This window comes from Candidatus Devosia phytovorans (assembly GCA_029202405.1).
GTDB lineage: Bacteria > Pseudomonadota > Alphaproteobacteria > Rhizobiales > Devosiaceae > Devosia > Devosia phytovorans.
Genome location: CP119312.1, coordinates 1,499,898 through 1,526,641, shown reverse-complemented (window position 1 = coordinate 1,526,641; position 26,744 = coordinate 1,499,898). Strand labels below are relative to the sequence as shown.

Here is a 26,744-nt window from a genome sequence, read left to right as displayed (position 1 = left end):
GTCGTGGGGATCGGCTGGCAGCGCCTCAGGCGCCCGGCTCGCCGTCCCAATAATCAAGTTCGTTTTGGCCTTCGCGGCCGTTGTGGCGCAGGCGACGGTCGACCGATGTCCGGCTCGTCACCTGAAATTTCCCCGAATCCGGGTATTCGCAAACCTCTGTCTCGGCATTGTTGGCAATGCCCAGATACTTGAGCGTTACCGATCCGGTATTGAGGATCTGGTGCGCCGTTTCAGGCCCACCATTGGGAGCACCGAGCACATCGCCAGCCTTGAACGAAAAGCGCTCCTCGCCAAAGCGATAGGTGCCTTCGCCTTCCAGCACGATGAAGAGTTCTTCCTCGACGTGGTGATTGTGGAAGGGGCAACTCGACTTGCCGGCCGGCACTTCATTATAGCTGATACCCAACGCGCGCACACCCAGCAGCTTGCCGAAGGAGGTATCGGCAGACTTGTACAGCGTTCCCTGTTCCCACGCATCGAGTGCGAGGGAGGCAAGTGACACCACAGGGTTACGCGAAGTCTCAGTCATTCGGCCGGCTCATGAAGGTCAAGGCGGCGCTCGATGCGGTCGAGACGCACCTTAACGCCAGCGATATCTTCCGCCATCTGATCCTGCCGTACAGCCATTGCCCGCATCTCGTGACGCATGGCTGTCTGCTCGGCCTGAACGCTACGGATTTCCAACTTGAGGATCGAAATATCCGAACGGATTGCTCGCAAGTGTTCCAGAACCAGATTGGTCGTCTCGTCGGTCATCCCACACTGCCTTCCAGGGAAATGGCGATCAGCTTCTGGGTTTCGACCATGAACTCCATGGGCAGATGCTGCAAGACATCGCGGACGAAGCCATTGACGATCAGCGCCACAGCTTCTTCCTCGTTGAGGCCGCGCTGCTGGCAATAGAACATCTGGTCGTCGGAAATCTTGGACGTGGTGGCCTCGTGCTCAAAGATCGCGGTGCCATTGCGGCTCTCGATATAGGGCACGGTGTGGGCACCGCATTTATCACCGATCAGCAGCGAGTCGCACTGGGTGAAGTTGCGCGCACTCTTGGCCTTGGCATGAGCCGAGACCTGGCCACGATAGGTATTGTCCGAAAAGCCCGCGGCAATGCCCTTGGCGATGATGCGGCTGGACGTGTTCTTGCCCAGATGCAACATCTTGGTGCCGCTATCGACCTGCTGATAGCCGTTAGAAATGGCGATCGAATAAAATTCGCCGCGCGAACCATCGCCACGCAGGATGCAGGACGGATATTTCCAGGTGATGGCCGAACCGGTTTCCACTTGCGTCCAGGAGATCTTGGAATTGGCGCCACGGCAATCGCCACGCTTGGTGACGAAATTGTAGATGCCACCCTTGCCGTCCTTGTCGCCCGGATACCAGTTCTGGACAGTGGAATACTTGATCTCGGCATTGTCGAGCGCAACCAGCTCCACCACGGCGGCATGCAACTGGGCTTCGTCGCGCATCGGCGCAGTGCAGCCTTCGAGATAGCTCACATAGCTGTCAGCCTCGGCAATGATCAGCGTACGCTCGAACTGCCCGGTCTTCTTCTCGTTGATACGGAAGTAGGTCGACAGCTCCATCGGGCACCGGACGCCCTTGGGAATATAGACGAAGGAGCCGTCGGTGAAGACCGCAGAATTCAGCGTGGCGTAGTAATTATCCGAAACCGGCACGACCGAAGCGAGGTACTTCTGGACCAGTTCGGCATGCTCGCGGATAGCCTCCGAGATCGAGCAGAAGATAATGCCGACCTTGGCCAGTTCCTCGCGGAATGTGGTGACGACGGAGACCGAGTCCATGACCGCATCGACAGCGACCTTGGGACGCTCGACGCCGGCCAGGATTTCGCGCTCTTTCAGCGGCACGCCCAGCTTGTCATACATGGCGATCAGCGCCGGATCGACTTCGTCCAGGCTCTTCGGCGCCGGCGTCGATTTTGGCGCGGCGTAGAAATACATGTCCTGCAGGTCGAGCTTGGGATAATGCACCTTGGCCCAGGTCGGCTCGGTCATGGTCAGCCAGCGGCGATAGGCTTCCAGACGCCATTCCAGCATCCATTCGGGCTCGTTCTTCTTCTTGGAGATGAAGCGAACCGTATCCTCGCTCAGGCCCTTGGGAGCCTTTTCGGATTCGATATCGGTTTCGAATCCGTATTTATACTTGTCGACATCGAGCGAACGCACCGAGTCAACGGTGGCTCGATCGATGTTTTCCTTGAGCGTCGGGATGTCGGCGTAATCGTCAGCCATAAGGCACTCCTGTTTACCCATCAGCGAGTCAAGGTCGCCGCGAGCCGTCTAAATGATGCGACCCTCAGGCCGCCTGACCCTGCCGCGCCCGATGGCGCTCAAGGATCGATTGGTAACCAGCGAGAAACGCGTCAACGTCCTCACCCGTGGAATTCCAGCCCAGGCTGACGCGCAGGGCGCACTCGGCCAGTTCGGGCGCAACGCCCATGGCAGCCAGCACATGGCTCGAGCCAACCTTGCCAGAAGAACAGGCGGAGCCGGACGAGATCGAAAGGCCCATCAGGTCCAGCGCCATCATGGCCGTGGCATTCTTGATGCCCGGCACAGCGAAATTGACCACATTGCCCAGCCGGCGATCGCCAAACACAACAGCCTCGGCCGGAAGTGCGGCCTCGAGCCTAGCCACCAGTGCCTGCACATCGGCAGCCTGATAGCGATCTGCAATAGCCGCCGCCGCAGCGCCGAAGGCCGAAATCAGTGCGCTGGCTTCCGTACCGCCCCGTCGCCCCTGCTCCTGCCCGCCACCGGGTATCAGCCTGACGACGTCGGCATGCGACTTGACCAGCAGCGCGCCGATACCGGCGGGCGCACCGACCTTGTGACCGCTAACAGCCATCATATCGGGTGCCGAAGCCGCGAAATCGAGGTCCAGTTTGCCGAATGCCTGCACGGCATCGATGAAAAGTGTGTGACGGGTCGGGCCGACAATAGCGCTTATCCGCGCTACCTCCTGCACGACGCCCGTCTCATTGTTCACCCAGTGCAGGGCAACAAGCAGATTGCCCTCAGCCTCGGCAACAATCTCTGCCAATTGATCGAGATCAATGTGCCCGCCGCCATCAACCGGCAGGATGACAACCGGCAGGCCCGTTGCTTCCGCCGCCTTGGACACAGCCGCATGTTCAGTGGCGCTGATGACGACGGCGCCTGCCGCGAACGCTTTTGCGCCACCGACAATGGCCTGGGTGATGGCCTCGGTGGCAGAACCGGTGAACACGACTTGCTTGCGCTCGGCACCCGCCACACTGGCGATCTGTCCGCGGGCGGTTTCGATGAGATTGCGCAATGCACGGCCATGGCCGTGCACCGAAGAGGCATTGCCGGTCAAATCCAGGGCATCAACCAGCGCCGCCCGCGCTTCGGGCAGAAGCGGAGACGCGGCATTATGATCGAGATAGATCGCCGCTCTGGTCATCGGTTACCCGTATGGCGCATGCACGCCGCTCATAGCATTGATGTCCGATACGGGACGCCAGCGCGCCTCCGAATCCAAACACTTCTTGAAATCGCACGCCCAACTTCATTACAAGGGGCGCACTTGCAGGCCGCCTGGCCGCTAAAAACCGAGTTTCGAATAATTCTAAACTAGATTTTGCGAGCCATGTTTTAGGAGCCTGAGCCAGCTTAGTCAAGCTGCCACAGCGCCACGAAAACAGCCCGCGGAACCGCACCAACAGAGCCGAACGGCCGGAAGAAACCAGACCATGCCAGAAGTGATCTTCAACGGCCCCGAGGGGCGCCTGGAAGGCCGTTACCAGCCCGGCAAGGAGCCCAATGCTCCGATCGCGATCGTGCTTCATCCGCACCCCCAATTCGGCGGGACGATGAACAACCAGATCGTCTACAATCTCTTTTACATGTTCGCCGAGCGCGGCTTTGCCGTGCTGCGCTTCAACTCGCGTGGTGTTGGACGCTCGCAGGGCATGTTCGACCACGGCATCGGCGAACTCAGCGACGCAGCAGCGGCGCTCGACTGGCTGCAGGTGATCAATCGCGAAAGCCGCGGCTGCTGGATTGCCGGCTTTTCCTTCGGCGCCTGGATCGGCATGCAGCTTCTGATGCGTCGCCCGGAAGTCGAAGGGTTCATTTCGGTGTCGCCGCCGGAAAACCTCTATGACTTCTCGTTCCTTGCCCCCTGCCCGTCCTCGGGCCTGATCATCCATGGCGACAAGGACCGTGTGGCTCCACCCACGTCGGTGCAGAAGCTGGTCGACAAGCTCAAAACGCAGAAGGGCATCACCATCGAGCAGCAGATCGTGGAAGGCGCCAATCACTTCTACGAAGGCAAGATCGACGAATTGACCACGGCCTGTGCCGAGTATCTCGACCGCCGCCGTCAGGAGATCGCCGACGGCGGCGGGCGCTAGACTCGAGCGCACCTACCGCGATCCGTGGAGCCCCCTCGTCCTGACTGGATGAGGGGCCGTTTTCTCGACCTCGTGGTCCGCCCATGTCCGGATCCGCACCATGAGGTCTCACAAATCTCAGTGGTTTCGACATGAGCAAATACAAGTCAGATTTCCTGCGCGTCCTCGACGAGCGCGGCTTCATCCATCAGATTTCCGACCCCGAGGGGCTGGACGCGCTGGCCCTCAAGGGCCCGATCACCGGCTATGTCGGTTATGACGCCACGGCCACCTCGATCCATATCGGCAATCTGATCACCGTCACCATGCTCTACTGGCTGCAGGAGACGGGTCACAAGGCGATCAGCCTGATGGGCGGCGGCACTTCCATGGTTGGAGACCCCTCCTTTCGCGACGACCAGCGCAAGCTCCTCACCGTCGAGCAGATCGAAACCAATATCGAGAGCATCAAGAAGGTTTACGGCCGCATCCTCAATTACGAGGGTTCGAACCCGGCCATCATGGTCAACAATGCCGACTGGCTCTTGAAGCTCAACTATGTCGAATTCCTGCGCGATGTCGGCCGGCACTTCTCGGTCAACCGCATGCTCAGCTTTGACTCGGTCAAGCTGAGGCTCGATCGCGAGCAGTCGCTGAGCTTCCTCGAATTCAACTACATGATCATGCAGGGCTACGACTTCACCGAGCTCAACCGCCGCCACGGCACGGTTCTGCAGATGGGCGGGTCGGACCAATGGGGCAACATCATCAACGGTGTCGACCTCAATCACCGCATGGGCGGCGAACAGCTCTATGCGCTGACCACGCCGTTGCTGACCAAGTCGTCGGGCGAAAAGATGGGCAAGTCTGCCTCCGGCGCCGTCTGGCTCAATGGCGATCTCTTCTCGCCCTATGATTTCTGGCAGTATTTCCGCAACACGGAAGACGCCGACGTGGTGAAATTCCTCAAGATCTTCACCCGCCTGCCGCTTTCCGAGATCGAGCGTATCGGCGCCCTGGGCGGGAACGAGATCAACGAGGCCAAAAAGATCCTCGCCACCGAAGTCACGGCCGTCGTCCACGGTCGCGATGCTGCCATCCAGGCTGCATCGACGGCTGCAGCAACCTTCGAGTCCGGCGCCATCGACCTGTCGTTGCCAACGGCGACGGTAACCCATGCGGAACTCAACGCCGGCTTGGGCATCCTCGCCGCCCTCGTTACGGCAGGCCTGGCCGGCTCCAACGGCGAGGCGCGCCGCCATGTCCAGTCAGGGGCCGTTCGGGTCAATGATGCGGTGATCGACGACGACAAGCTCAGCATCGGCGACAACGCCCTGCTCAGCGAAGGCGTCATCAAGCTCTCCGTCGGCAAGAAGCGCCACGCGCTGATCAAACCGGTCTAGTCGTCGGGCTGCCAGTTTTGCCCATTGTGAAGGACGCGGTGAATAATCACTGCGTCCTCAGTCACTGTGAATGCGATTGATATCGTGGGCAGGATGCCGATCAATCGCACCCCTCGTTCCGGCTCGCGAATGCTTCCGCGTTCTGATCCGTACTGCAGTCTTGTGATTGAATCGGCAATTCGTTTGTCAAATCGCCTTGCAACTTGTTTGGACGCTGTGCGCTCGATCCAAGCAGCAACGCCTAAGCGATCTTGCTGTGCAGCTGCGTGTAGACAACGCGCCGCCTTTTCATCGTCAGGATTCTCTTCGAGAGTCAGTCTCATCGAAAATTGAGTCCAGCGAAGCCTGAACCTCCTCTTCTGTCAGCAAGGGCTTTCCGTCGGCCACCCACTGGTCGTACGATGGAATGACCTTTTCACGCATCCAGCGGTCAATGAGTTCTTCTCGATCGCGCAACAGGTTGATGGCTTCGCCGAGGACACCGTCCGGATCAGCTCCGTCTGTTTTCACCCGACTGTCGATAAACGCTGCGTCTTCTTCGCTCAGTTCGAATTCGCGCTTCACGGTCATTGCGCACCTCACAATGACCGGACCCTAGCATATCCGCACTCTATTCAGAAGCGGGCGGCTGGGCTCTGGCCCGGAACTCGAACAGTTCCCGGAAGGCGCCAGGCATCAGCGCGGACAGCGGATTGATGCTGAATTGCGGATTGGCCAGCGGGCCCCTGACGGCGAAGGTCACGCCCAGCAGGCCTTCGCCCTCGCGTCCACCCAGGATTGGTCCGAGGATGGGAATTTGCTGGAAGGCATTGTTGATGCCGAACAGCGGCACATAGGTGCCGGCAAGGTCATACTGGCGCTGGTCGGTATAGATGAAACCGCGCAGCGTGCCGCCGACCGTCGTGCCGGTGACCATGGCATTGGTGACCTCAACGCGGTCCGAACTGCGCTGGAAGTTCACTTCGGCCAGATCGAAATCCAGCCGGTTCTGCTGCGCGATGGCAGCGCGGGAGTCGGAATGATTGCCGAGCACCTGCGCGACATTGGCTTCATCGACAATCGCAAAATTCCGCATCACCAGCCGGCCCGCTTCCGCATCGGCATCACGGTCGGTGGTCATCACCAGATTTCCCGAACCGCCAGCCAATTGCGAATAAACGCCCAGCAGACGCAGGATCGTCCCGGCATCGTTGAAGGCAACCGACAACGTCCGCCCGCGCGGCGCCGGATTGGTGGTGACCGATATGGCATTGCCATCGCTGAACTGCGCCGCCAGGTTCACGCGGCGCATGTCGCTGCCGCGCAGCAACAGGTCGAGATCGAGATTGAAGGCCGTCGTGGCGTAGTAGCCCAGCGCCCGATCAAGCTGCACGTCGAGCGAAATCGTCTGATCGAACTGCGTCGATTGCACCCCGCCCGAGCCTTCACCAAGGCCGAAGAACTTGCCCAGCATGGGCTTGAGGTCGAGCTGCGTGCCGCGGATTTGCACGGCATAGCCGTCCTCGATCGGCACCATTTCAACCTGCGCATTATCGCCCGAACTCAGGCCAAACTGGCTAAAGCTGGCCGCTTGCAGGCCCTTGTCCATGTCATAGGTGATATCGCCAATGGCCCGGACATTGCCGAACGACAGATCGATATCGTTGAGCTGAGTGATCTCGCCGGCCAGCGTCACCGTTGCATTGAGGGTTCCCGAGGTGCCGACCGCCTTATTGACCCCGATGTCCTTGAGGGTCAGAGCCGCCTCGGTCAGGTCGACCGCCATCTGCAGCGCACCATCGGCCAGTGGTTGCACCACAAACCGCACGCGACCGGAGAGATATTCGGACACATCGAAACCGAAATCGGCCAGATCGGCGACCTCGACCGTGGAGGACAGCCGGAAGGTCGGGTCGGTCGTCGGCGTACCCGCCACCTCGATCTCGGCCGCCATGCCATCGATCTCGGCACTGCCGCCAAGCTGGTAGCCATCCTGGGAAGCGCTGAACTGTAATTGCCCATTGCCGATGCGGCGGTTCTGGATCGGCTGTGAGCTGGCAAAGTCGGCCACCTTGCCATTGACCACATAATCCAACTTGAGCGGACGCTCACGCGCCTCGTCCGGCAGGTCGACCGTCGCCACCAGCCCCAGGTCGACCGAGCCGGTGATCGCCCCGAGATCGATCGGCAGCTCGACGCTGCTCAGAAGGTCAGGTTGCTGTTCGTTGGCCAGCGCCAGCAGCGCGGGGATCGGCGCGGCGATATCGCCGGAAATTTCCATGATGCTGCCGGATGGATCGGAATTGTCCATCACCAGCGCCGGATTGCGCACATCGATCTGCCCGCTCGCTGTAGCGAGGCTCCCCCCCGACGCCGACACCGTCACATTGGCATCATCCACCTGCAGGCGCGTTTCCCCATCGATGGCGATCGGCGCCATTTCCGCCGTCGGTTTGACGGCAACGCCGATGCCGACCATGTCGATCTGCATGCTGTCGGCGGGAATGGGCTTGTTCTCACCCGGCTTCCCCAGCGACCCCACCGGAAAATCGAATTCGAGCTGGGCATGGCTCACCACCCCCTCGGTCACATTGGCGACAAACCAGTCGCGGCTGCCGGTCGCCATCGTATAGGGCCACAGCCGCTTGACGTCATCCGCACTCATGCCCTGCCCGACGATGGTCAGATCGATCCCCAGCCCCGCCTGCAGCACATCGAGCCGGCCTGTCGCTTCCACCGTGCCATCGCCCTTGGTAGCGACCACCCGATCAATCCCGACGGCACCATAGAGCGGCGCCGACCAACCGGTAAAATCCAGCCTGTCAAGCGGCTGTGCGGGAGCCTCCATATCGTCTGGCACCAGCGCCAGATCGCGCGCCTTGAGGGAAATTCCCATGGTCGGTCCATAGACCGGGTCCAATCCCATGGCAAAAACCCCCGACAGGTAGGTCGTGCTCCGCCCGATCTGCAGCGCCCCCTCGTTGAGGATGAACTGTCCCTTTTCCGGCGCCCAGACGATATCGAGGATCGACGTCGCAATCGGAAAATAGTCTTCACCGATCCGCAGGTCCGTGCCGGTCAGGTCGATCTTGAACCGACCATCAACCAACTTGCCGGCCGCGGGCTGGAAATTCACATCGATCGACAACGCTCCCGCGCCCCGCATGGCGGCAAGGCTCGACGCATCGTCGATAAAGGGCAGCAGCGCCGCGAAATCGATATTGGAGACATCGGCCTCAAGCCGTGAATTGCCCGCATCATCCACCGTGCGCGACAACGTCCCGGACATGGTGCGTCCACCCAGCGTCGCCGAGAAGGTACCATTGGTATCGCGGCGGTCCGGTGTCGGCCCGATTTCGACATCAAGCCCGTCAAACCGCCGATAGAGTCCATAGACGGAATCGGTCATGTCGACCACGCCGTCACGCACCACGAGCTTGGAGAAGCGCCCCTGTGCGGCCTGCTCGACGATGCCGGCAATGCCCTGCTCGCTGGCTTCGAGATTATAGATCAGCCAGTCATTGTCAGATCGCATCGCCAGCGGCGCACCATCGGCACCGAGGCCGTCGGAACGAATGCCGATCGTGGGGAAGGCATCCTCCCCCTCCTGCACGCGCACCGTCGGGTCGACGCCATCCTCTTCCAGCTCGAAGCTGGCCAGCCGTGGGCCGTAGAGATCCTGCACCATCTGCACATGCGGCCTGACCACGGTCACCGTGGCGCCCGGTTGTCCGAACAGGGCCCGCGCTGGCGAGAATCCGATCTCCAGCGCCTCGACCGTGACCCTCGCTCCAGACTTGCTGTCCGTCAGCATCACCGGCGTGAACTGTAGCACCGGCCAGACCCGGTTCTCCAGCGCCAGGTTCAACTCACCCAGCGACAGTGTACTTGTGGGTGGCAGCGCTGACTGGATCAGCGAGCGCACCGCATTGCCGCCAAATGGTAGTCGAATCGGGGTTATGAGAAGGGCAATGTAGAGCAGCAGCAGCAGGATAGAGGGGATGCCAAGCACCCACACGACCATCTTGGCCGCATGCCGTACGGGATGCCTTCTGCGCGGCGCAGACGACGTGTCCGGAGTGTCTGCTGGTTGGGTTGGAGCGCTCAATTGTTTCCGGAACGAGGCTTGGCCGTGGTCTGCGGGCGCCCTCAAGAATCAACCGCTTAAGGCGGTCACTTGCTTAATGATACCGGCTGGAATATGGCAGATGCACCAGTCTTTCCATGCCAGCACTTCACTCTAGGGCCAAGTTCCTTATGCCTGATTTAACAGAAGGCGTATCCGCCCCTGACTTCACCCTCCCGCTCGATGATGGCGGCACATTCCAGCTGTCTGCTCAACGCGGTCATCCGGTGGTGCTTTACTTCTACCCCGAAGACGATTCGGGTGGCTGCAAAGACGAGAACATCGAATTCTCCCAGCGCGCTGCGGCCTTTGCCGCCCTCGGCGCCAAACTGGTCGGCATCTCTCCCGATTCGATCGAGAGCCACATCAGGTTTCGCAAGAAATACGACCTGCAGGTGCCGCTTGCCGCTGATCCCGACCATCTGGCCATCGAGGCCTTTGGCCTATGGAAGCTCAAGAAGCTCTACGGCCGCGAATTCATGGGCCTGATCCGCACGTCCGTCATCATTGGCGCCGACGGTCGGGTCGCCCGCATTATCAAGGCCACGCGCATTCTCGGTCACGCCCAGAAGATGCTCGACGCGCTGCAAGTCCATGTCACGGAAAACGCTCAAAAATAGCATTTGTTAACCACGCACACTCATACTCCAGTCACCATGACTTTGGGCGTAGTGGAGTGAGGCGCGTGGGTAAGCAGGCCGGATTTGGCAGGTCGGACGCCGGGCAGAAAGCGCCGCATATCCGACGCGGAATCCACCCCGCAGTGTTTTATGGCATGTTCACCGTCCTTTTGACCGGCAATGCACTCCTGGGCACGGCTCTGCTGCTGTCTTCCGATATCAGCAAGCTGCTCGGCGGCCAGAACGAACAGATCGTCGATGCCTATGAGGATCGCATTGCGCAATTGCGCGTCGAGGTCGATCGACTGCATTCGCGCAGTTATGCCCAGGCTGGCGACATGAACCTGCAACTGCAGGAACTGGCCCAACAGCAGGAAGTGCTGCTGGAACAGCACCAACTCGTCCGTATCCTCGTCGACAAGGCCGACCAGCTCGGCATCGAAGCAGCAACGCTGACACCGGGTACCGGCGACCCAAGCGACATGGCCGAACTTGCTCCGATGACTGTGACCGGCAATCCTGATGTCGATGCCACGGCCGCCGCCGTCTCGCAGATGATGGACGAAACCCAGTCCGCCATGACCTCCATCGCTCGGACGGCCACCGAACGCACCGACAGCATCGTCTCCGAACTGGACGGCCTCGGCATTGCGGTTGACCTGCCCGAAAGCCTCGACGGTGTCGGCGGCCCTCTGCTGCCCGCCGAGGGCGATATGGATGCCAGCCCCATGGTGGAAGACGCCAATGCGGTGATGGCCGCTCTGGTCCGCTACAAGGCGGCCCGCGACAATCTCGATGCCGCCCCCATTCACATGCCGATCTCCGGCAACTACCGCAGCAGCTCGGGCTTCGGCAATCGCCGCGACCCCTTCACCGGCGGCCGGGCCTTCCACTCGGGCATGGATTTCGCCGCCGCGAGCGGCACTGTCGTCACCAGCGCCGGCAAGGGCACCGTGACCTTTGTCGGCCAGAAGTCGGGCTACGGCAATGTGGTGGAAGTCACCCACGCCAGCGGACTATTGACCCGCTACGGGCACCTCTCCAGCTTCCTCAGCGAAGAGGGACAGGCCGTCAACACCGGCACACCGATCGCCAAGGTGGGCTCCACCGGCCGTTCGACGGGCCCACACCTGCATTTCGAAGTGCGCAAGGCAGACACGGCAATCAATCCGAAGGCCTTTATCGACGCCGGCAAGCGTCTTCTCGACATCCTAGGTTAAACAAAAATCCCCGCCGCAGCGGGCATTTCTTCTTCTAGTTCGCCGTCACATCGGTTGCGACACCAACGCGCTGCGCAAGCGCGGCTTCCATGAAGTCATCGACATCACCGTCGAGCACCACGGATGGCTGGCCGCTTTCCACGCCCGTACGCAGGTCCTTGACCATCTGGTAGGGCTGCAACACATAGGACCGGATCTGGTGGCCCCAGCCGATATCGGTCTTGTTGGCGGCCTGAGCATTGGCCGCCTCTTCGCGCTTCTGCAGTTCCGCTTCGTAAAGACGGGATTTCAGCATGGCCATCGCGGTCGCACGGTTCTTGTGCTGGCTGCGCTCCTGCTGGCAGGCCACGATGATGCCCGAGGGCACGTGAGTGATGCGGATGGCCGAGTCGGTCGTGTTGACGTGCTGGCCGCCCGCGCCCGAGGCGCGATACGTATCGACCTTGAGGTCGCTTTCGTTGATCACGATGTCGATGGAGTCATCCACCACCGGATAGACCCAGCAGCTCGAAAAGCTGGTGTGCCGACGGGCCGCGGAATCATAGGGGCTTATGCGAACGAGGCGATGCACGCCAGACTCGGTCTTGAGCCAGCCATAGGCATTGTGGCCCTTGACCAGGATGGTCGCAGACTTGATGCCGGCTTCTTCGCCGTCATGCATTTCGAGCACTTCGACCTTCATCTTCCGGCGTTCGGCCCAGCGGGTATACATGCGCAGCAGCATGTTGGCCCAGTCCTGGCTTTCCGTGCCGCCGGCGCCCGAATGGATTTCCACATAGGCGTCGTTGGCGTCGACTTCCCCCGAAAGCAGGGTCTCGATCTGGCGGCGCTTGGCCACGAGCTTGAGTTCGATCAGCGCGTTCTCGGCGTCCTTGACGATATCGGCATCGCCTTCGGCCTCACCCATTTCGATGAGCTCGGAATTGTCGCGAATGCCGGCCTCGAGCTCGCGCACGGATTTGACCGCAACGTCGAGTTCGTCGCGCTCGCGCATCTTGGTGCGGGCCTGCTCGGGATTGTTCCAGAAGTCGGGGGATTCAGTCTCGGCGGTCAGCGCGTCGAGGCGCAGTTCAGCAGTATCCCAGTCAAAGATGCCTCCTCAGCAGGGTCAGAACCTGCTCGATTTCGGCGACGGTCTTTTCAATTTCCGTACGCATATTGCTACCCATCATTGTGTGATGGTGCATGTAGACGAGGCCACCGGCAGGATCAACCCGCCAGCGGCCCAAGTTTGAATGAGGCGAGCCCTAGAACTCGTTCCAATCGGCGGCAATCGCGGCGGAGCCCTCGCTCAGATAGGCCCGGGACGCATTGCCGTTCCGGGGCGACAACCGGGCAACCTTCGGCTCCGGCCGCTTCTCTACATGCGCGGCCTGCTGATTTGTCACGAACACCTCGACAATTTTGTCGAGCTCAGAGGCCTGTGCTTCGGTTTGTTCAACCGCTGCATTCGTTTCTTCGACCATGCCGGCATTGTGCTGCGTCATCTCATCCATCTGACGGATGGCGATCGTGACCTGGTCAATGGCGCTCGACTGTTCCTGGCTCGCCTGGGCGATGCCCTGGATCAGCTTGTCGTTTTCCTTGACGCCATCGAGCATTGCCGTGAGCTTGCCCGTCGCCTGAAATACTAGCTTGCTGCCGGTCGAAACCTCGGCGGCAGATTGTTCGACCAGTTTCTTGACGTCCGCAGATGCGCTGGCGGCAGATTGGGCAAGGCGCCGCACTTCGACGGCCACGACAGCAAAACCCTTGCCCGCATCTCCGGCCCGCGCCGCTTCGACAGAAGCGTTCAGCGCCAGCAGGTTGGTCTGGAAGGCGATATCGTCGATCATGCCGATGATGTTGGAAATTCGCGACGATGAAGCAGAGATGCGCTCCATGGCCGTATTGGCTTCCACCATGACCGTGCCCGTCTCCTCTGCCGTGCTGGACACGCTGCGCGCCTTGGCTCTGGCTGAATCGGCACGCTGGGCATTGTCACTGACCGTTGCGGCCAGTTGGTCCATGGCGGCCGAGGTTTCCTCGATGGCAGCCGCCTGCCGCTCGGTACGTTCGGCGAGGCTGTTGGAGCCCAGTAGCAACTCGCTGGTCGCCAGCTTCAGCGCGCCCGAAGTCACGCGCAGTCGCGAAACGATCGAGGCAAACTGCTCCAGCGTCGAATTATACGCCTGCCGTACTTCGTCCAGCTCACCGACAAAGGCTTCGTTGATGACTTGGGTCAAATCGCCCCTGGCCAGGGTCTCGAGACCCTGCCCGAGCAGGCTGACGGCATGTTTGCGACCAGTGATGTCGGTGGCATATTTGACGACCTTGAACGGGACGCCGTTCATGTCGAAGATCGGATTGTAGCTCGCCTGGATCCACACCTCGCGGCCACCCTTGCCGTAGCGCAGGTATTCGGCCGCCTGGAATCGGCCACTGGCGAGATCAGCCCAGAAATCAGCATAGGTCCTGCTGACAGCTTCCTCGGGTGACACGAACATCCGGTGATGCTGGCCTTTGATTTCGTCGAGGCGATAGCCCAGCGTCTTGCAGAAATTTTCGTTGGCCGTAAGGATTTCGCCTGTGACGGTAAACTCGATGACAGCCTGCGACTTGCCGATGGCCTCGATCTGGCCCTGACTGTCGGCCGCAGCGAGCTTTGACGCCGTGATATCGGAAGCGAATTTTACGACCTTGATCGGCTTGCCAGCATCATCGAGGACAGGATTGTAGGAAGCGTGAATCCACACTTCGCGACCATTCTTGCCGAGACGTTTGTATTCCCCGGCATCGAATTGGCCGTCGCGCAGCCGATCCCAGAAGGCCTGATAGCCGATCGGATCCTGATCGGCCGCAACGAACATGCGGTGGTGCTTGCCGACCACTTCTTCGGCTACGTAACCCATTGCCAGCAAGAAATTTTCATTCGCTGCCAGAATTGTGCCATCCATGGCAAATTCGATGACCGCCTGCGAGCGCCCGATGGCGTCCAGCGTTGCCTTTTCAGTATGTTTTTGCGCGCTAGTTTTGCGGCCAAATAGAGAAACCACGATCGCCCCCATATTCTATACATTCCGGGAGCAAGCTACGTAGTTTCACCTAAGCATCAGTAAATGATTGCAAGAAATTCTAACCTAAACAGCTATTGTTGCACGATTTTTCTGGAAACGTCTTATCACCACGTCTCGTTTTAAGTGCGAGATCCGACGCAAATAGAATATGCCGCTCATCTGATCTATCTCGTGCAAAGCAACGCGGGCAGTAAATCCTTCGAGACGCGAAATAATTCGAGTGCCATCTTCAGCATCATAGGCAATCTCCGCCCAGACGGGCCGGATGACCGAAACTTCCACGCCCGGCATCGACACCGAACCCTCGGGGCCAGACGCTGTTTCCTGGGCCGTCTCAATCACTTCCGGGTTGTGCAGCAGGCGATAGTCCCGGCGCTGAGGATCCTCCGCCATGTTGATGACAACCACCGGTTCGTTGAGGCCCAGATGGGCCGCGGCAAGCCCATAGGCCTTCACTTCTATGGCCGCGGCGAGCAAAGCCTTGCCGGCCGCAAGCATGCTGGCATCGATCTTGCGATGTTCTGCTTTGATGCTGAGGGCTGCATGGGGATAGATGACAAAGTCAACCATCAGAACAGGCCGCCGCGCCCCGGCGCCGGATAGACCCACTCGCCCGTCGTCCGGTCATAGACCGGCTGACCCTGCTGCTGCGCCGGTTGTGCGGGCTGATCGACGAAGCCGGAATCATACTGCTGCTGCATCATCTGCTGACGCTGGATGGCATCATAGGTATTGACGTCGATGCCGATGACCGACGTCATCGAATTGGGACCGGTGCCCGGCTTGAACGCTTCCTCGATACCCGACTCACCCTCGAAGGCCTTGACGCCAGAATTGGGATTGATCCAGGCCGTGGTCATGCCGGCCGGCTTGACGAACGGCGTGGCTGGTTCGCCCTCGAGCGCCTTGGCCATGAAATCGGTGAATATATTGACCGAGAAGGTACCGCCGGTCACCGAGCGCCCCATCGAGCGCGGCTGATCGTAGCCGACATAGACGCCAACGGCGAGCTCGGGCGTGAAGCCGACGAACCAGGCGTCCTTGTAGTCATTGGTGGTACCGGTCTTGCCGGCCACGGGACGGTTGAGCGCCTTGGCGGCGGTGCCGGTACCGCGCTCCACGACGCCTTCCATCATGGACGTGATCTGGTAGGCCGTCATCGGATCGAGCACCTGCTCGCGATTATCGATGATCACCGGCTCGCCCTGCCCCATCCAGGATGCGGCCTCGCATTCCTGGCATAGACGCTGGTCATGCTTGTAGACGGTAACGCCGTAACGGTCCTGCACGCGGTCGATCAGCGTCGGCACGATTTTGCGGCCGCCATTGGCAATGGTCGCATAGGCCGCGGTCATCCGCATGTCGGTGGTCTCGCCGGCACCCAGCGCCATGGCCAGCACTGGCTGCATGGAATCATAGACGCCGAACAGCCGGGCATATTCGGAGACCAGCGGCATGCCGATATCCTTGGCCAGACGAACGGTCATGACGTTTCGGCTACGCTCGATGCCGCGACGCAGTGTCTGCGGGCCATAGAACTCCTGGGCGTAGTTCTCCGGGCGCCAGATGGAACCGTCGCCATTGCGGATTTCCACGGGCGCATCGAGCACGACCGAAGCCGGCGTATAGCCATTGTCGAGCGCTGCGGCATAAACGATGGGCTTGAAGGATGAACCCGGCTGGCGCAGCGCCTGCGTGGCGCGGTTGAACTCGCTGAGGGCATAGGAGAAGCCACCCACCATGGCCAGCACCCGGCCTGTGCGCGGATCCATGGCCACCAGCGCGCCCTCGATCTCGGGAATCTGTTCGAGCGTATAGATGCCGGTCTTGCCGGAAACCGGCGAGACATAGACCACGTCGCCAATCTTGAGGAAGCTGTCGAGCGAGCGCGAAACCCATTTGATCTCGGGGCCGGACAGAGTGCCGATCGTACGTTCGTCGCCAACGGCGCCGCCAGCGAGACTATCCGGACGCAGGCCAATCTGCGCCTCGTTGCCGTTCATTTCGAGCACCACGGCGAGCTGCCATTCCGGCACGTCGCTTAGCGGCACGATCTTGGCGACGTCAGCGCCCCAGTCTTCGCCGATTTCGATGGAAGCAACCGGCTCGCGAAAACCCTTGGTGTGATCGTAGGAAATCAGACCGTCCATCAGCGCCCGGCGGGCATATTCCTGCAGCCGCGGCTCGAGCGTGGTGCGAACCGACAGTCCCCCACCATAGAGCTGGTCCTCACCATAGAGCTTGGCCAGCTCGCGACGCACTTCCTCGGTGAAATACTCGGCCTGGTAGAGCTGGCTGCCACCGGCGCGCGGGCTGACATTGAGTGGCTCGTCCTTGGCGCTGGCAGCTTCTTCCGCGGTCGCATAGCCATTTTCGACCATGCGATCGATCACCCAGTTGCGGCGCTCGATGGCGGCCTGCGGGCGGCGGAAGGGGTGGTAGTTGTTCGGGCCCTTGGGCAATGCAGCGATATAGGCCGCTTCGCTCAGCGTCAGCTCGTAGAGCGCCTTGTCGAAATAGTTGAGCGCTGCCGCAGCCACGCCATAGGAGTTCAGCCCGAGGAAAATCTCGTTGAGATAGAGTTCGAGGATACGGTCCTTGGAAAAGGTCGACTCGATGCGGATGGCGAGCAGCGCTTCCTGGATCTTGCGGTCCCAGGTCTGCTCGGAGCTCAGGAGGAAATTCTTGGCGACCTGCTGAGTGATCGAAGAGCCGCCGCCCTGGATGGCGCTATTGCCGTCCATGCGGGCCAGAACGTTGTCGCGCAGGGCGCGGAACACGCCGTCAATGGCAATGCCGCCATGGCTGTAGAAATCCTTGTCTTCTGCCGAGAGGAAGGCATGCACCAAAAGCGGCGGCATGGTCTCAATCGGCTGGAACAGACGGCGTTCGCGGGCAAATTCGGCCAGCAAGGTGCCATCCGCCGCATGAACGCGCGTGGTCACCGGCGGCTGATAATCCTTGAGCACGGTATAGTCGGGCAATTCTGCGGCGACGGTCGTGAGATAGATGGCGGCAACGCCGATCCCGGCCAGTGCCGCGAACATCCCAAAACCAAAAATCCAGCCGAGCAAGCGCAGCATATAGTCTTATCTCTCCCGGCAAGCCGTTTGGCCGCCGCAAATCCGAACCACAGCGCTTGCCCCCAAACGCACCGGATTCACTCCAGAATCATAGCAGATCGCACCAACAAAGTAGTGGCTCTCAAGCAGTTGCCGCGCAGGGTGGCGGAATTATCACATCACTGTTCGGCGACCAGGCTGTCGAAATAGCTCGATATGCCGCGCGCCAAGGCATTGGCGGTACGATCCTGCCAGTCGCCACGCAACAGGTTTGCCATGTCGTCGGCATTGCTGAGAAAGCCCAGCTCGATGAGAACCGACGGAACATCGGGCGATTGCAGCACGAAGAAATCGGCCTGCCGCACCGGGAACCGTCGCAGTTCCACGCTTGGCTCGAGCTGGTGGACGATGGCTTGCGCCGCCATCCAGGACTGATGCCGCATCTCGCGGCGCATCAAATCGAGCAGGATATCGACCACCTCCGGCGCCATTTGCGGCATGGCGAAACCAGCGATGACGTCGGTCTTGTTCTCGTTGTCCGCCAGGACCTTGTCCAGCACGTCGGTGGCGTTCTCGTCCCGCGTATAAACGCTGGCACCGCGAATTTCGGGCTGCTGAAAGCTGTCGGCATGGAGCGAGATGAAAATGTCGGCTTTGTTGGTGCGGGCGAGTGCCACGCGCTCTTCGAGGCGCAGGAAAGTATCGTCCTCGCGCGTCAGGGCCACATCAAAGCGGCCCGACTCGACCAGCAGCTCCTGCAGGCGCAGGGCAAAGGACAGAACAATGTCCTTTTCCTTGATGCCATTGGAGGCTTCGGCGCCGCTGTCGATGCCGCCATGGCCGGGATCGATGACGACCAGCGGTTTGGTGACGGCGGCAATTTCGGAACCGCCGGCGGGCGTCGATGTATCGGCGACCGGCGGGGTTGCCGTGCTGGAGGCCGCTGCGTCACGGGCGACATTGGCGGTGAACTCTTCGGCGGTAGCAGGAATGATATCGACCACGAGGCGCGCCGGCTGACCCTCGAAGGGATCGAGCACATAGGCCTGCTGCACCTGGGCCGGCTCGGAGAGGGAGAGGATGGTGCGCACGCGGTCGGGCGCCGCCTGCTCCACCGTATAGCCCGAGATCATGTCACCCTCGCCTGCCGGCTCGCCCGATGGTTCGGGAACCGAGAAGGTTGCAGCGCGCACGTCGATAGCGATGCGGTCGGGCCCGGACATCGAGACCATGGCAAATTCGGTCTTGGAGGCAAGATCGATAATGAGGCGCGAGCGCTCTGGGGTGGCCGACACGCGCACATCCATGACATTGGGCAGCGCAACAGCGGCGGCGGGCGCCACTGGCGCCGCGTCTTGCGCGGGAACACCGATGGCAAGCCCGGCCAGCAGGACCGCGGCGAGTGGCACAATCAACAGTCGGATGGATTTCAGCAACAGCGGACCGGCCCCACAAACACCTCTGCCGCATCAGCCACGCTGGTCTGGCGATTCTGCGGCGCGAGCGCTCTTATGCGATGATTTGCGAAACGGGCCAATAAAGCTGGAGTGAAATGTCGGCGTACCCGTGGTTTCGACTTTCCTGTTGCCAATCGGACGCAACATCCCTACACGCTTAAAAGGAAGCGCATGCTTTCCGCAGTACCAATCCAGTCGGCCGAAGGGCCCCGGATCAGAGTTGCGGAGAGGGGACGGCCCAGGGGACGAAGAGTTATCCCCCGAAGTCGGTCCAGAAGCGGCAAATCCATCGCTTCGTTGAAGAATTCCGGTTCGCAAGGACCGGACGGCTGCCACGTGGCGGCCCAATAGGAAGAGGTCAGATGGCCCGCAAGCGGACACAGCGCGACGCGATCGAATATTCCGATTGCCGCTTTGTCACGCAGCATCTTTCGGCCATGACCATTACGACCGGCGCCAGCAAGGCAGAGCTTCAGAGCGCCACCAATCCCAAACCATTCGCCTCGCACAGCGCCACAGCAAGCACGCCGGTTTCCCGGCGGCCTCTTGTCGGCGCGCGAGCGCGCGGAGTTCATTATGGCTACCAAGAGAATGCTGGTGGATGCCATCCACCCGGAAGAAACACGGATCGTCGTCACTGCAGGTAACAGGATCGAGGAGTTCGACTTCGAATCGGCCCAGCGTCAGCAGTTGCGGGGCAATATCTACCTCGCCAAGGTCACGCGCGTTGAGCCGTCCCTGCAGGCCGCTTTCGTCGAATATGGCGGCAACCGCCACGGCTTCCTCGCCTTCAGCGAAATCCACCCTGACTATTACCAGATCCCCGTTGCCGACCGCGAAGCCCTGCTGCGCGACGAAGAGGCCGAGGAAGATCATCACGATGAAGCCGACGAAGCGATCTCGCTGCCCGAAGGCGTGACCGAGCCCGACGCCGAGGCCGATCCGCAGGAGCACGAAGAAGAAAGCCACATCGAGCAGGCCCCGGCCAATTCCGAGCCCGTCGAATCGATCGGTGGCGCGGATGCGCTCGAGGAAGTGCCGGAACGTCGCCGCCAGAGCCCGAGCCGTCGCCACTACAAGATCCAGGAAGTGATCAAGCGCCGGCAGGTCATGCTGGTACAGGTCGTCAAGGAAGAGCGCGGCAACAAGGGCGCGGCCCTCACCACCTATCTGTCGCTGGCCGGTCGTTATTCCGTGCTGATGCCCAACACCGCCCGTGGCGGCGGCATTTCGCGCAAGATCACCAATGCTGCCGATCGCAAGCGCCTCAAGGAAATCACCTCGGACCTCGAAGTGCCCCAGGGCATGGGCGTGATCCTGCGCACGGCCGGTGCCTCCCGCACCAAGGCCGAAGTGAAGCGCGATTTCGAATATCTGATGCGCCTGTGGGAATCGGTGCGCGAACTCACGCTCAAGTCGCAGGCTCCGTGCCTCGTCTACGAGGAAGGCTCGCTGATCAAGCGGACCATTCGCGACCTCTACAACAAGGACATCGACGAGGTTTTCGTGGCGGGCGACGATGCCTTCCGCGAGGCCAAGGACTTCATGCGCATGATCATGCCGAGCCACGCCAAGAACGTGCAGCTCTACAAGGAAGATCAGCCGCTCTTTTCCAAGTTCAACATCGAATCCCAGCTCGACTCGATGTTCTCGCCGACGGTCACCCTGCCCTCTGGCGGCTATATCGTCATCAACCCGACCGAAGCGCTCGTCTCCATCGACGTGAACTCGGGCCGCTCCACCAAGGAGCACAATATCGAGGACACCGCGCTCCAGACCAATCTGGAGGCCGCCGATGAAGTGGCCCGCCAGTTGCGCCTGCGCGATCTGGCAGGCCTGATCGTCATCGACTTCATCGACATGATGGAGAACCGGTCCAATCGCGCCGTCGAGCGCCGTCTCAAGGACGCGCTCAAGGACGATCGCGCCCGCATCCAGGTCGGCCGCATCAGCCATTTCGGCCTGATGGAAATGAGCCGCCAGCGCATCCGCTTCGGCGTCGTCGAAAGCTCCACGCACAAGTGCCCGATCTGCGACGGCACGGGCCTGGTGCGTTCCACCGAAAGCCTGGCGCTGATGATCATGCGCCATATCGAAGACCATGTGCTGCGCCGCCAGGGCCAGTCGGTCAACGTGCGCGTGCCTGTCGAAGTCGCGCTCTACCTGCTCAACTTCAAGCGCGAGACGCTGATCTCGCTGGAAATCCGCAACCAGCTGTCGATCACCATCACCGCCGACAGCAAGATGACGGGGCACCAGTTCGCCATCGAAAAGGGCGAGGCCCGCGTCAACACCTATACCGACCAGCGCGTCACCGAACATGTGCGCGTCGACAGCGCCATCATCGAAGACGATATCGATGACGACATTGTCGAGGACGAGGAAGAGGCCGAAGAGGCACCCGTCGCGGCAGCCGCCGAGGCCGGTGAAGGCGAAGGCCGTGGCCGTCGTCGTCGTCGTCGCCGCCGTGGCGGTGCCGATCGCGAGGAAGGCGGCCAGCGTCCGCAGCAGCAGCGCGCCGCCCAGGCTCCCGCTGTCGAAGGCGAAGCCATCGAGGATGCCGAGGACGAGGTCGACGAGGACTCAGCCCGTCCGTCTGAAGAGGCCAATGGCGATGACGAGCCCCGCAAGCGCCGCCGTCGCGGTCGTCGTGGTGGTCGCCGCAATCGCCGCGATGGCGAGGACGGTACCCGTCCTGCCTCCGCGGGCGAAGAGGGCCTGAGCGAACAGCAGACCGAGGCCGTTGCCGAAGACCTGCTGGCCCAGCCCGCCATCGTCGCCGCCGAGACCGAACTCCCGGCAGCCGAAGCCGCGCCGGCCGAGGAAGCGCCTGCGCCGGCCGAAAAGCCCAAGCGCAAGCCACGGACCCGCAAGAAGGTGGAAGAGACCGCTGAAGCCGCGCCTGTTGACGCTGCGCCGGTGGAAGCCCCTGTTGCGGCCGAAGAGCCCGCCGCCGAGGAAAAGCCCAAGCGCAAGCCGCGCGCCCGCAAGCCCAAGGCCGAAGCCGCCGAGGCGGTGGAAGCCGTCGCCGTGGCCCAGGCCGCTCCGGAAACGGCCCCCGTGGCAGCAGAACCGGCCGCCGCACCCGTCGCGGAGGCCCCGGCCGAAGCACCCAAGTCGCGCCGCGTGAAGAAGGAACTGCCGGCCGAAGGCATCGTGGTCTCCTCCAGCGCCGCGCCCAAGGAAGAGCCGGCTGAAGGCGAGGCCGAAGCGCCCAAGAAAAAAGCCGGCTGGTGGCAGCGCCGCCTCGGCCTTGGCTAGAAACAGAAAGGGCGGTCCTCGGACCGCCCTTTTTCATTGCGGCCGTCGGTAGCGATAGACCACGTCTTCCGCATCCTGCCGGGCAGCAACGGGATCGACGACCCCGCCCAGCCGCTCGCATACCGCCATGGACGCCCGGTTGTTCTCGTCGACATAGCTGACAAGAGTCTCGAGCTGCAGCGTGCCAAAGGCCCAGCCGCGCATGGCAATGGCCGCTTCGGTGGCATAACCCCTGCCCTCATGGCCGTCATAGAGCAGCCAGCCGAGCTCCTTTTCGGGAAACAGCGGCCCGTGGTTGATGCCGATCTGACCGACGCAGACGCCGGTTTCCGCGATATCGATCATCAGGGCGCCATGGCCGAACAGTTTCCAGAGCGCCACATCGTGGCACCAAGAGACCCAGGCGCCGCGCAGGTCGAACGGCCCACCCATGAACCGTGAGCGCTCCGACATCATCAGGTCTCGATAGGCCGGAAAATCAGCCATGACGGGCGGACGAAGAATCAGGCGGTCGGTGCGAAGGGTCGGGATCATGGGTCTGCCAAAATGATTTCGGACAGACTAGACCGCGCGCTCCCGCAAGACCACCACGCCCAGCACGACCAGCCAGAGCGCCCACACGGTATAGGCGATGGCATTGATGGCGCCTGCCGCAGCAAATCCGAACGGTTCGGCCATGCCGGCTGCAATGCCGAGAGCCAGCAGGACGCCGGTCCAGGCGATGATTCGGTAGCGGGCCATCAGCGCGATGGCGACGGAAACGGTCCAGAGTGCGGTGAACAAATAGCCGAAATGCTCGCCGATGCCGGCGCCGGCATAGAGGTGGAAGGCATTGAACACGGCCTCTGTTGTCGGATCGCCTGCCGTGGCCGCAAGGCTGGGCACCAACACCACCCAGCGCAACAGGCCCAGCCCCTGCACGAGGCCCGCCAGCACGCCGAAAGTGGCAGCAAAGGCGGCAGCGGTCGAATGGCGCGGCCAAAGCCAGAGGCCGCTCAGGACGCCTACCGGAATGAAGGCCAGCGCCGACAGCATGAAGACGTACCAAGTGGCGAGCAGCGTGGGTCCGCCGGCGCTGAAGCTGGCGAGAATATCGGCCGCCGGCTCGCGCAGGATGTCGGGGTAGTGAAAACTCATCTGCAGGCCGGTAAAGGCGGCCATGAAGACGACGGGCACCGCGATCATCGCGAGTCCCGTCGAACGCTGTAGCGTGGTCATTTGGTGTCTCCCCTCCGCAAGCTCCAAGAGCTCGCCAGCAAGACGCCTGTGACCCGATGATCTGCAAAGCAGATCCTTAGTCCTGCCGGCCCGGTCAGATTACCACATCAGCAACAATCAGCCACGGGGTACGGCGTTACTTCAGAAACCCCTTCATCCGCTCCAGCGCCAGCTCCACCGTGTCGCGCTTGCCGGCGTAGGAGAAGCGGACGAACTTGGCACCGTCCGTGCGGTCGAAATCCACACCCGGCGTGGCGGCGACGCCGGCTTCGTCGAGCAGGCGCTGGCAGAAATCCATCGAGTTATTGGAGAAGCGGGAAATGCCGGCATAGGCATAGAAGGCCCCATCCGAGGGTGCGCCGATATCGAAACCCAGGGCATGCAGTCCGTCGTTGAGCAATGTGCGGTTTGCGGCGTAACCGGCCTTCTGCTCTTCGGCATAGTCGCGCTCGCCCAATGCCACCGTCGCGGCGATCTGGCTCAGCGTCGGCGCCGAGATGAAGAGGTTCTGCTGCAGGATTTCGGCCCGGCGGATCAGCTCGTCGGGGAGTACCATCCAGCCAATGCGCCAGCCGGTCATGCAATAGTATTTCGAGAAGGAGTTGATGACGATGGCATCGCGCGTCAGCTCCAGCGCGCTGACCGAGGGGCCGGTATAGTCGAGCCCGTGGTAGATCTCGTCCGAAATCAGCCGCACGCCGAGCCGCTTGCAGGTGGCAATGATATCGGCAAGTCCCGCCCGATCGACCGCCGCGCCCGTCGGATTGGCCGGGCTGGCAAACAGCAGGCCCTCGAAGGGTTCGGCGGCGTGGGCTGCAGCGATATCCGCCCCGGTCAGCCGCCAGCCATTCGCTGCCGTCAGCGGGATTTCCACCATGCCGAAACCGAGGCCGAGCAGCGTGTTCACATAGGCCGGATAGCCCGGCCGTGTGATGGCGATCCTTGCGCCGGGCCTGAAGGCCGTGTGGAAGCCGATGATGAAGCCAGAGGACGAGCCCATGGTGGCGATGATGGAATCAGGATCGACCGCCACGCCGTGCTGGGCGTGGTAATAGGCGGATAGCCCCTCACGCAGCTCGATCAGGCCCTTGGAATTGGTATAGCCCTGCGCATTGGGCAGCGCATGGCGCACGGCTTCGATGACCCTCGGCGCCGGCGGCGCACCGGGCTCACCGACCTCGAGATGGCAGACCACCCGACCCGTTGCCTCTATACCCTTGGCGCGCTTGAGGATTTCCATGGCGTGAAAGGGCATCAGGCCATCATTGTTCTGCTCGGTCATGCTCGGTCCTTGCTGTCACCCAAGGCCGTAACCCGTCTGTCGCCCGCCCTCAACAACAATTGAAGTCTGCCGCGATGCTGCGTTTACCCAAGGGTGCCAAACTGGCCACGCCTCTGCTAGAAGCGGAAGCGAATATGCATTTGGGAGCCTAGGTTTATGTCGCGCGTCACACTCGCCCTCGTCGCCGTTTCCGGCATCCTCGCCGGGGCCCTGGGCTATTCCGTCATCAACCAGCCCGCCCCCCAGACCGATACAGCTGCCATCCAGGCGCTGATCGACCAGGCCATCACCGATTACGACACCAGCCGGCCGGCACCCGTCACCGCACCGGCCCAGGACGTTGCTGCTATCGACCCGGACGTGCTCAATCCGATGATCGAATCCTACCTGATGAGCGATCCGAAAATCCTGCAGCGCATGTCGGTGGCGCTCGACACAACCATGCAGGCCGAAGCCCGGCAGACCGCCAGCACGGCCATTGCCTCGATGCACGACAAAATCTTCAACGATCCCGGCCAGGTCGTGCTCGGCAATCCGGATGGCGATGTCACGCTGGTTGAGTTCTTCGACTACAATTGCGGCTATTGCCGCAACGCCCTGCCCGACCTGGCGACGCTGCTGGCCGAGGATACAAACCTGCGCGTCATCCTCAAGGAATTCCCCATCCTCTCCAATGAGTCTATCGACGCTGCCCGCGTGGCCGTGCTGGTCAACGAGACCGATGCCGACTACTGGGCCTTCCACGAAGCGCTGTTCACCAGCCGCGGCAAGGTCGACAAGCAGGTCGCCCTCGGCGCCGCTGCAGATCTCGGCCTGTCGCCGGTATCGCTGGAACTCGACATGGGCACCGAGGCCGTGGCCCAGACCATCCAGACCTCCTACGAAATCGCCAAGGCCCTCAACATTACCGGCACGCCCACCTATATCATCGGCAACGAGATCATCCCCGGCGCCATCGGCGTCGATGAACTCAAGACCCGCATTGCCAATATGCGCGAATGCGGCGAGGCCTCCTGCGGCGTATAGAGCCTTTCGCCGTTTCCTCGAAACGGCGAAACAGCTCTACTCTTTGTATTGCCGCGTTTCCGAACCGCAAAAGTGGCAACCACTTTTGCTGGCAACGCTGCAGTGCGATAAATCCCCGTGCGCTTTGCCTTTTCAGTGCATTTCGTATAACCGGACTTGCGCCGGCCGGAAGCGGCGGTGCAAAAGGCAAAAATCATGGCTAAGCGCGTTCTCGTCCTCAACGGCCCGAACCTCAATATGCTCGGAACCCGCGAGCCCGAAATCTATGGTGCGGACACGCTCCAGGATGTCGAGACACTCTGCAAGCGGACCGCCGAAGTGCTGGACCTGAGCGTGGACTTCCGCCAGTCCAACCATGAAGGCGAGCTGGTCACCTGGATCCAGCAGGCCCGCACAACTGCCGATGCCATCCTGATCAACCCGGCCGCCTATTCGCACACTTCGGTGGCGATCTACGACGCGCTCAAGAGCGTCGGGCTGCCGGTCGTCGAAGTTCACATATCCAATATTCACCAGCGCGAAAGCTTCCGGCACCATTCCTATGTGTCGGCTGTCGCCTATGGCGTCATTTGCGGCTTTGGCGTCAGCGGGTATAGAATGGCGCTCACAGCGCTGGCCGAGAAACTCAAATAACGATCAACGCGTCAAAC

Annotated in this window: 21 protein-coding genes; 7 read left to right on the top strand and 14 right to left on the bottom strand. The window is 61.5% G+C overall.

Annotation, left to right across the window (positions count from 1 at the left end; translation table 11 throughout):
• Positions 1 to 25: 25 nt before the first annotated feature.
• The 4 genes from P0Y65_07700 to P0Y65_07685 all read right to left on the bottom strand — a co-directional run bounded on the left by P0Y65_07700 (position 26) and on the right by P0Y65_07685 (position 3,453).
• Positions 26 to 529 (bottom strand): cupin domain-containing protein, encoded by a 504-nt coding sequence (locus P0Y65_07700; protein WEK06127.1) that lies wholly within the window; start codon positions 527 to 529, stop codon positions 26 to 28.
• Positions 526 to 756, bottom strand: a complete 231-nt coding sequence (locus tag P0Y65_07695) for a hypothetical protein (GenBank protein ID WEK06126.1) — start codon at positions 754 to 756, stop codon at positions 526 to 528. The genes P0Y65_07700 and P0Y65_07695 overlap by 4 nt, the downstream gene beginning before the upstream one ends.
• Positions 753 to 2,258: a Fe-S cluster assembly protein SufB gene (gene sufB / locus P0Y65_07690; protein ID WEK06125.1), complete on the bottom strand. Its 1,506-nt coding sequence runs from the start codon at positions 2,256 to 2,258 to the stop codon at positions 753 to 755. Before sufB ends, P0Y65_07695 begins: the two co-directional genes overlap by 4 nt.
• A 64-nt stretch (positions 2,259 to 2,322) precedes the next feature.
• Positions 2,323 to 3,453 (bottom strand): aminotransferase class V-fold PLP-dependent enzyme, encoded by a 1,131-nt coding sequence (locus P0Y65_07685; protein WEK06124.1) that lies wholly within the window; start codon positions 3,451 to 3,453, stop codon positions 2,323 to 2,325.
• A 289-nt stretch (positions 3,454 to 3,742) separates the two neighbouring features.
• Here P0Y65_07685 and P0Y65_07680 point away from each other — a divergent pair, with 289 nt between their 5' ends.
• Positions 3,743 to 4,405 carry an alpha/beta hydrolase gene (locus tag P0Y65_07680; GenBank protein ID WEK06123.1) on the top strand — a complete coding sequence of 221 codons (663 nt, stop codon included), beginning with the start codon at positions 3,743 to 3,745 and terminating at the stop codon, positions 4,403 to 4,405.
• 131 nt (positions 4,406 to 4,536) lie between these two features.
• Positions 4,537 to 5,787: a tyrosine--tRNA ligase gene (gene tyrS / locus P0Y65_07675; protein WEK06122.1), complete on the top strand. Its 1,251-nt coding sequence runs from the start codon at positions 4,537 to 4,539 to the stop codon at positions 5,785 to 5,787.
• 294 nt (positions 5,788 to 6,081) lie between these two features.
• Here tyrS and P0Y65_07670 read toward each other — a convergent pair whose 3' ends face one another.
• The gene (locus P0Y65_07670; GenBank protein ID WEK06121.1) at positions 6,082 to 6,357 is read right to left on the bottom strand and encodes a hypothetical protein; all 276 of its coding nucleotides are present in this window, start codon (positions 6,355 to 6,357) and stop codon (positions 6,082 to 6,084) included.
• 40 nt (positions 6,358 to 6,397) lie between these two features.
• Positions 6,398 to 9,790 carry a hypothetical protein gene (locus P0Y65_07665; protein ID WEK06120.1) on the bottom strand — a complete coding sequence of 1,131 codons (3,393 nt, stop codon included), beginning with the start codon at positions 9,788 to 9,790 and terminating at the stop codon, positions 6,398 to 6,400.
• A gap of 233 nt (positions 9,791 to 10,023) precedes the next feature.
• Here P0Y65_07665 and P0Y65_07660 point away from each other — a divergent pair, with 233 nt between their 5' ends.
• Positions 10,024 to 10,512: a peroxiredoxin gene (locus P0Y65_07660; protein ID WEK06119.1), complete on the top strand. Its 489-nt coding sequence runs from the start codon at positions 10,024 to 10,026 to the stop codon at positions 10,510 to 10,512.
• Between the two features lie 65 nt (positions 10,513 to 10,577).
• The gene (locus P0Y65_07655; protein WEK06118.1) at positions 10,578 to 11,732 is read left to right on the top strand and encodes a M23 family metallopeptidase; all 1,155 of its coding nucleotides are present in this window, start codon (positions 10,578 to 10,580) and stop codon (positions 11,730 to 11,732) included.
• Between the two features lie 34 nt (positions 11,733 to 11,766).
• On the opposite strand, the gene prfB is transcribed toward P0Y65_07655, so the two are convergent.
• The 5 genes from prfB to P0Y65_07630 all read right to left on the bottom strand — a co-directional run bounded on the left by prfB (position 11,767) and on the right by P0Y65_07630 (position 19,286).
• Positions 11,767 to 12,889, bottom strand: a protein-coding gene (gene prfB, locus P0Y65_07650; protein WEK06117.1) for a peptide chain release factor 2 whose coding sequence is annotated in 2 segments (ribosomal slippage) — positions 11,767 to 12,819 and positions 12,821 to 12,889 — 1,122 coding nt in all. Because the reading frame shifts where the segments join, the coding sequence is not laid out codon by codon here.
• Between the two features lie 90 nt (positions 12,890 to 12,979).
• Positions 12,980 to 14,779: a methyl-accepting chemotaxis protein gene (locus tag P0Y65_07645; GenBank protein WEK06116.1), complete on the bottom strand. Its 1,800-nt coding sequence runs from the start codon at positions 14,777 to 14,779 to the stop codon at positions 12,980 to 12,982.
• 72 nt (positions 14,780 to 14,851) lie between these two features.
• Positions 14,852 to 15,358 carry a peptide deformylase gene (locus P0Y65_07640; GenBank protein WEK06115.1) on the bottom strand — a complete coding sequence of 169 codons (507 nt, stop codon included), beginning with the start codon at positions 15,356 to 15,358 and terminating at the stop codon, positions 14,852 to 14,854.
• On the bottom strand, positions 15,358 to 17,871 hold the full coding sequence (locus P0Y65_07635; protein ID WEK06114.1) for a penicillin-binding protein 1A: 2,514 nt from the start codon (positions 17,869 to 17,871) through the stop codon (positions 15,358 to 15,360). Before P0Y65_07635 ends, P0Y65_07640 begins: the two co-directional genes overlap by 1 nt.
• Before the next feature lie 158 nt (positions 17,872 to 18,029).
• Positions 18,030 to 19,286, bottom strand: a complete 1,257-nt coding sequence (locus tag P0Y65_07630) for an N-acetylmuramoyl-L-alanine amidase (GenBank protein ID WEK06113.1) — start codon at positions 19,284 to 19,286, stop codon at positions 18,030 to 18,032.
• Positions 19,287 to 19,883: 597 nt separating this feature from the next.
• Here P0Y65_07630 and P0Y65_07625 point away from each other — a divergent pair.
• Complete coding sequence (locus P0Y65_07625) at positions 19,884 to 22,568, top strand: ribonuclease E/G (protein WEK06112.1); 2,685 nt, start codon at positions 19,884 to 19,886, stop codon at positions 22,566 to 22,568.
• Between the two features lie 33 nt (positions 22,569 to 22,601).
• Here the strand turns inward: P0Y65_07625 and P0Y65_07620 are convergent, their stop codons facing one another.
• From P0Y65_07620 to P0Y65_07610, 3 genes are all read right to left on the bottom strand, one after another.
• Positions 22,602 to 23,102 (bottom strand): GNAT family N-acetyltransferase, encoded by a 501-nt coding sequence (locus P0Y65_07620; protein ID WEK06111.1) that lies wholly within the window; start codon positions 23,100 to 23,102, stop codon positions 22,602 to 22,604.
• Positions 23,103 to 23,129: 27 nt separating this feature from the next.
• Entirely contained in the window at positions 23,130 to 23,786 is a 657-nt protein-coding gene (locus P0Y65_07615) for a DUF4386 family protein (protein WEK06110.1), read from the bottom strand.
• 136 nt (positions 23,787 to 23,922) lie between these two features.
• Positions 23,923 to 25,068: an aminotransferase class I/II-fold pyridoxal phosphate-dependent enzyme gene (locus P0Y65_07610; GenBank protein WEK06109.1), complete on the bottom strand. Its 1,146-nt coding sequence runs from the start codon at positions 25,066 to 25,068 to the stop codon at positions 23,923 to 23,925.
• Between the two features lie 156 nt (positions 25,069 to 25,224).
• Between P0Y65_07610 and P0Y65_07605 the strand changes: the two genes are divergently transcribed.
• Both P0Y65_07605 and aroQ read left to right on the top strand, forming a co-directional pair.
• On the top strand, positions 25,225 to 26,094 hold the full coding sequence (locus P0Y65_07605; GenBank protein WEK06108.1) for a DsbA family protein: 870 nt from the start codon (positions 25,225 to 25,227) through the stop codon (positions 26,092 to 26,094).
• Positions 26,095 to 26,289: 195 nt separating this feature from the next.
• Positions 26,290 to 26,727: a type II 3-dehydroquinate dehydratase gene (gene aroQ / locus P0Y65_07600; GenBank protein ID WEK06107.1), complete on the top strand. Its 438-nt coding sequence runs from the start codon at positions 26,290 to 26,292 to the stop codon at positions 26,725 to 26,727.
• Positions 26,728 to 26,744 lie beyond the last annotated feature (17 nt).

Coding starts and splice junctions, on each gene's coding strand:
- P0Y65_07700 (WEK06127.1), bottom strand. CDS start 529: ATGACTGAGACTTCGCGTAACCCTGTGGTGTCACTTGCCTCCCTCGCA.
- P0Y65_07695 (WEK06126.1), bottom strand. CDS start 756: ATGACCGACGAGACGACCAATCTGGTTCTGGAACACTTGCGAGCAATC.
- sufB (WEK06125.1), bottom strand. CDS start 2,258: ATGGCTGACGATTACGCCGACATCCCGACGCTCAAGGAAAACATCGAT.
- P0Y65_07685 (WEK06124.1), bottom strand. CDS start 3,453: ATGACCAGAGCGGCGATCTATCTCGATCATAATGCCGCGTCTCCGCTT.
- P0Y65_07680 (WEK06123.1), top strand. CDS start 3,743: ATGCCAGAAGTGATCTTCAACGGCCCCGAGGGGCGCCTGGAAGGCCGT.
- tyrS (WEK06122.1), top strand. CDS start 4,537: ATGAGCAAATACAAGTCAGATTTCCTGCGCGTCCTCGACGAGCGCGGC.
- P0Y65_07670 (WEK06121.1), bottom strand. CDS start 6,357: ATGACCGTGAAGCGCGAATTCGAACTGAGCGAAGAAGACGCAGCGTTT.
- P0Y65_07665 (WEK06120.1), bottom strand. CDS start 9,790: ATGGTCGTGTGGGTGCTTGGCATCCCCTCTATCCTGCTGCTGCTGCTC.
- P0Y65_07660 (WEK06119.1), top strand. CDS start 10,024: ATGCCTGATTTAACAGAAGGCGTATCCGCCCCTGACTTCACCCTCCCG.
- P0Y65_07645 (WEK06116.1), bottom strand. CDS start 14,779: ATGGGGGCGATCGTGGTTTCTCTATTTGGCCGCAAAACTAGCGCGCAA.
- P0Y65_07640 (WEK06115.1), bottom strand. CDS start 15,358: ATGGTTGACTTTGTCATCTATCCCCATGCAGCCCTCAGCATCAAAGCA.
- P0Y65_07635 (WEK06114.1), bottom strand. CDS start 17,871: ATGCTGCGCTTGCTCGGCTGGATTTTTGGTTTTGGGATGTTCGCGGCA.
- P0Y65_07625 (WEK06112.1), top strand. CDS start 19,884: ATGGCTACCAAGAGAATGCTGGTGGATGCCATCCACCCGGAAGAAACA.
- P0Y65_07620 (WEK06111.1), bottom strand. CDS start 23,102: ATGATCCCGACCCTTCGCACCGACCGCCTGATTCTTCGTCCGCCCGTC.
- P0Y65_07615 (WEK06110.1), bottom strand. CDS start 23,786: ATGACCACGCTACAGCGTTCGACGGGACTCGCGATGATCGCGGTGCCC.
- P0Y65_07610 (WEK06109.1), bottom strand. CDS start 25,068: ATGACCGAGCAGAACAATGATGGCCTGATGCCCTTTCACGCCATGGAA.
- P0Y65_07605 (WEK06108.1), top strand. CDS start 25,225: ATGTCGCGCGTCACACTCGCCCTCGTCGCCGTTTCCGGCATCCTCGCC.
- aroQ (WEK06107.1), top strand. CDS start 26,290: ATGGCTAAGCGCGTTCTCGTCCTCAACGGCCCGAACCTCAATATGCTC.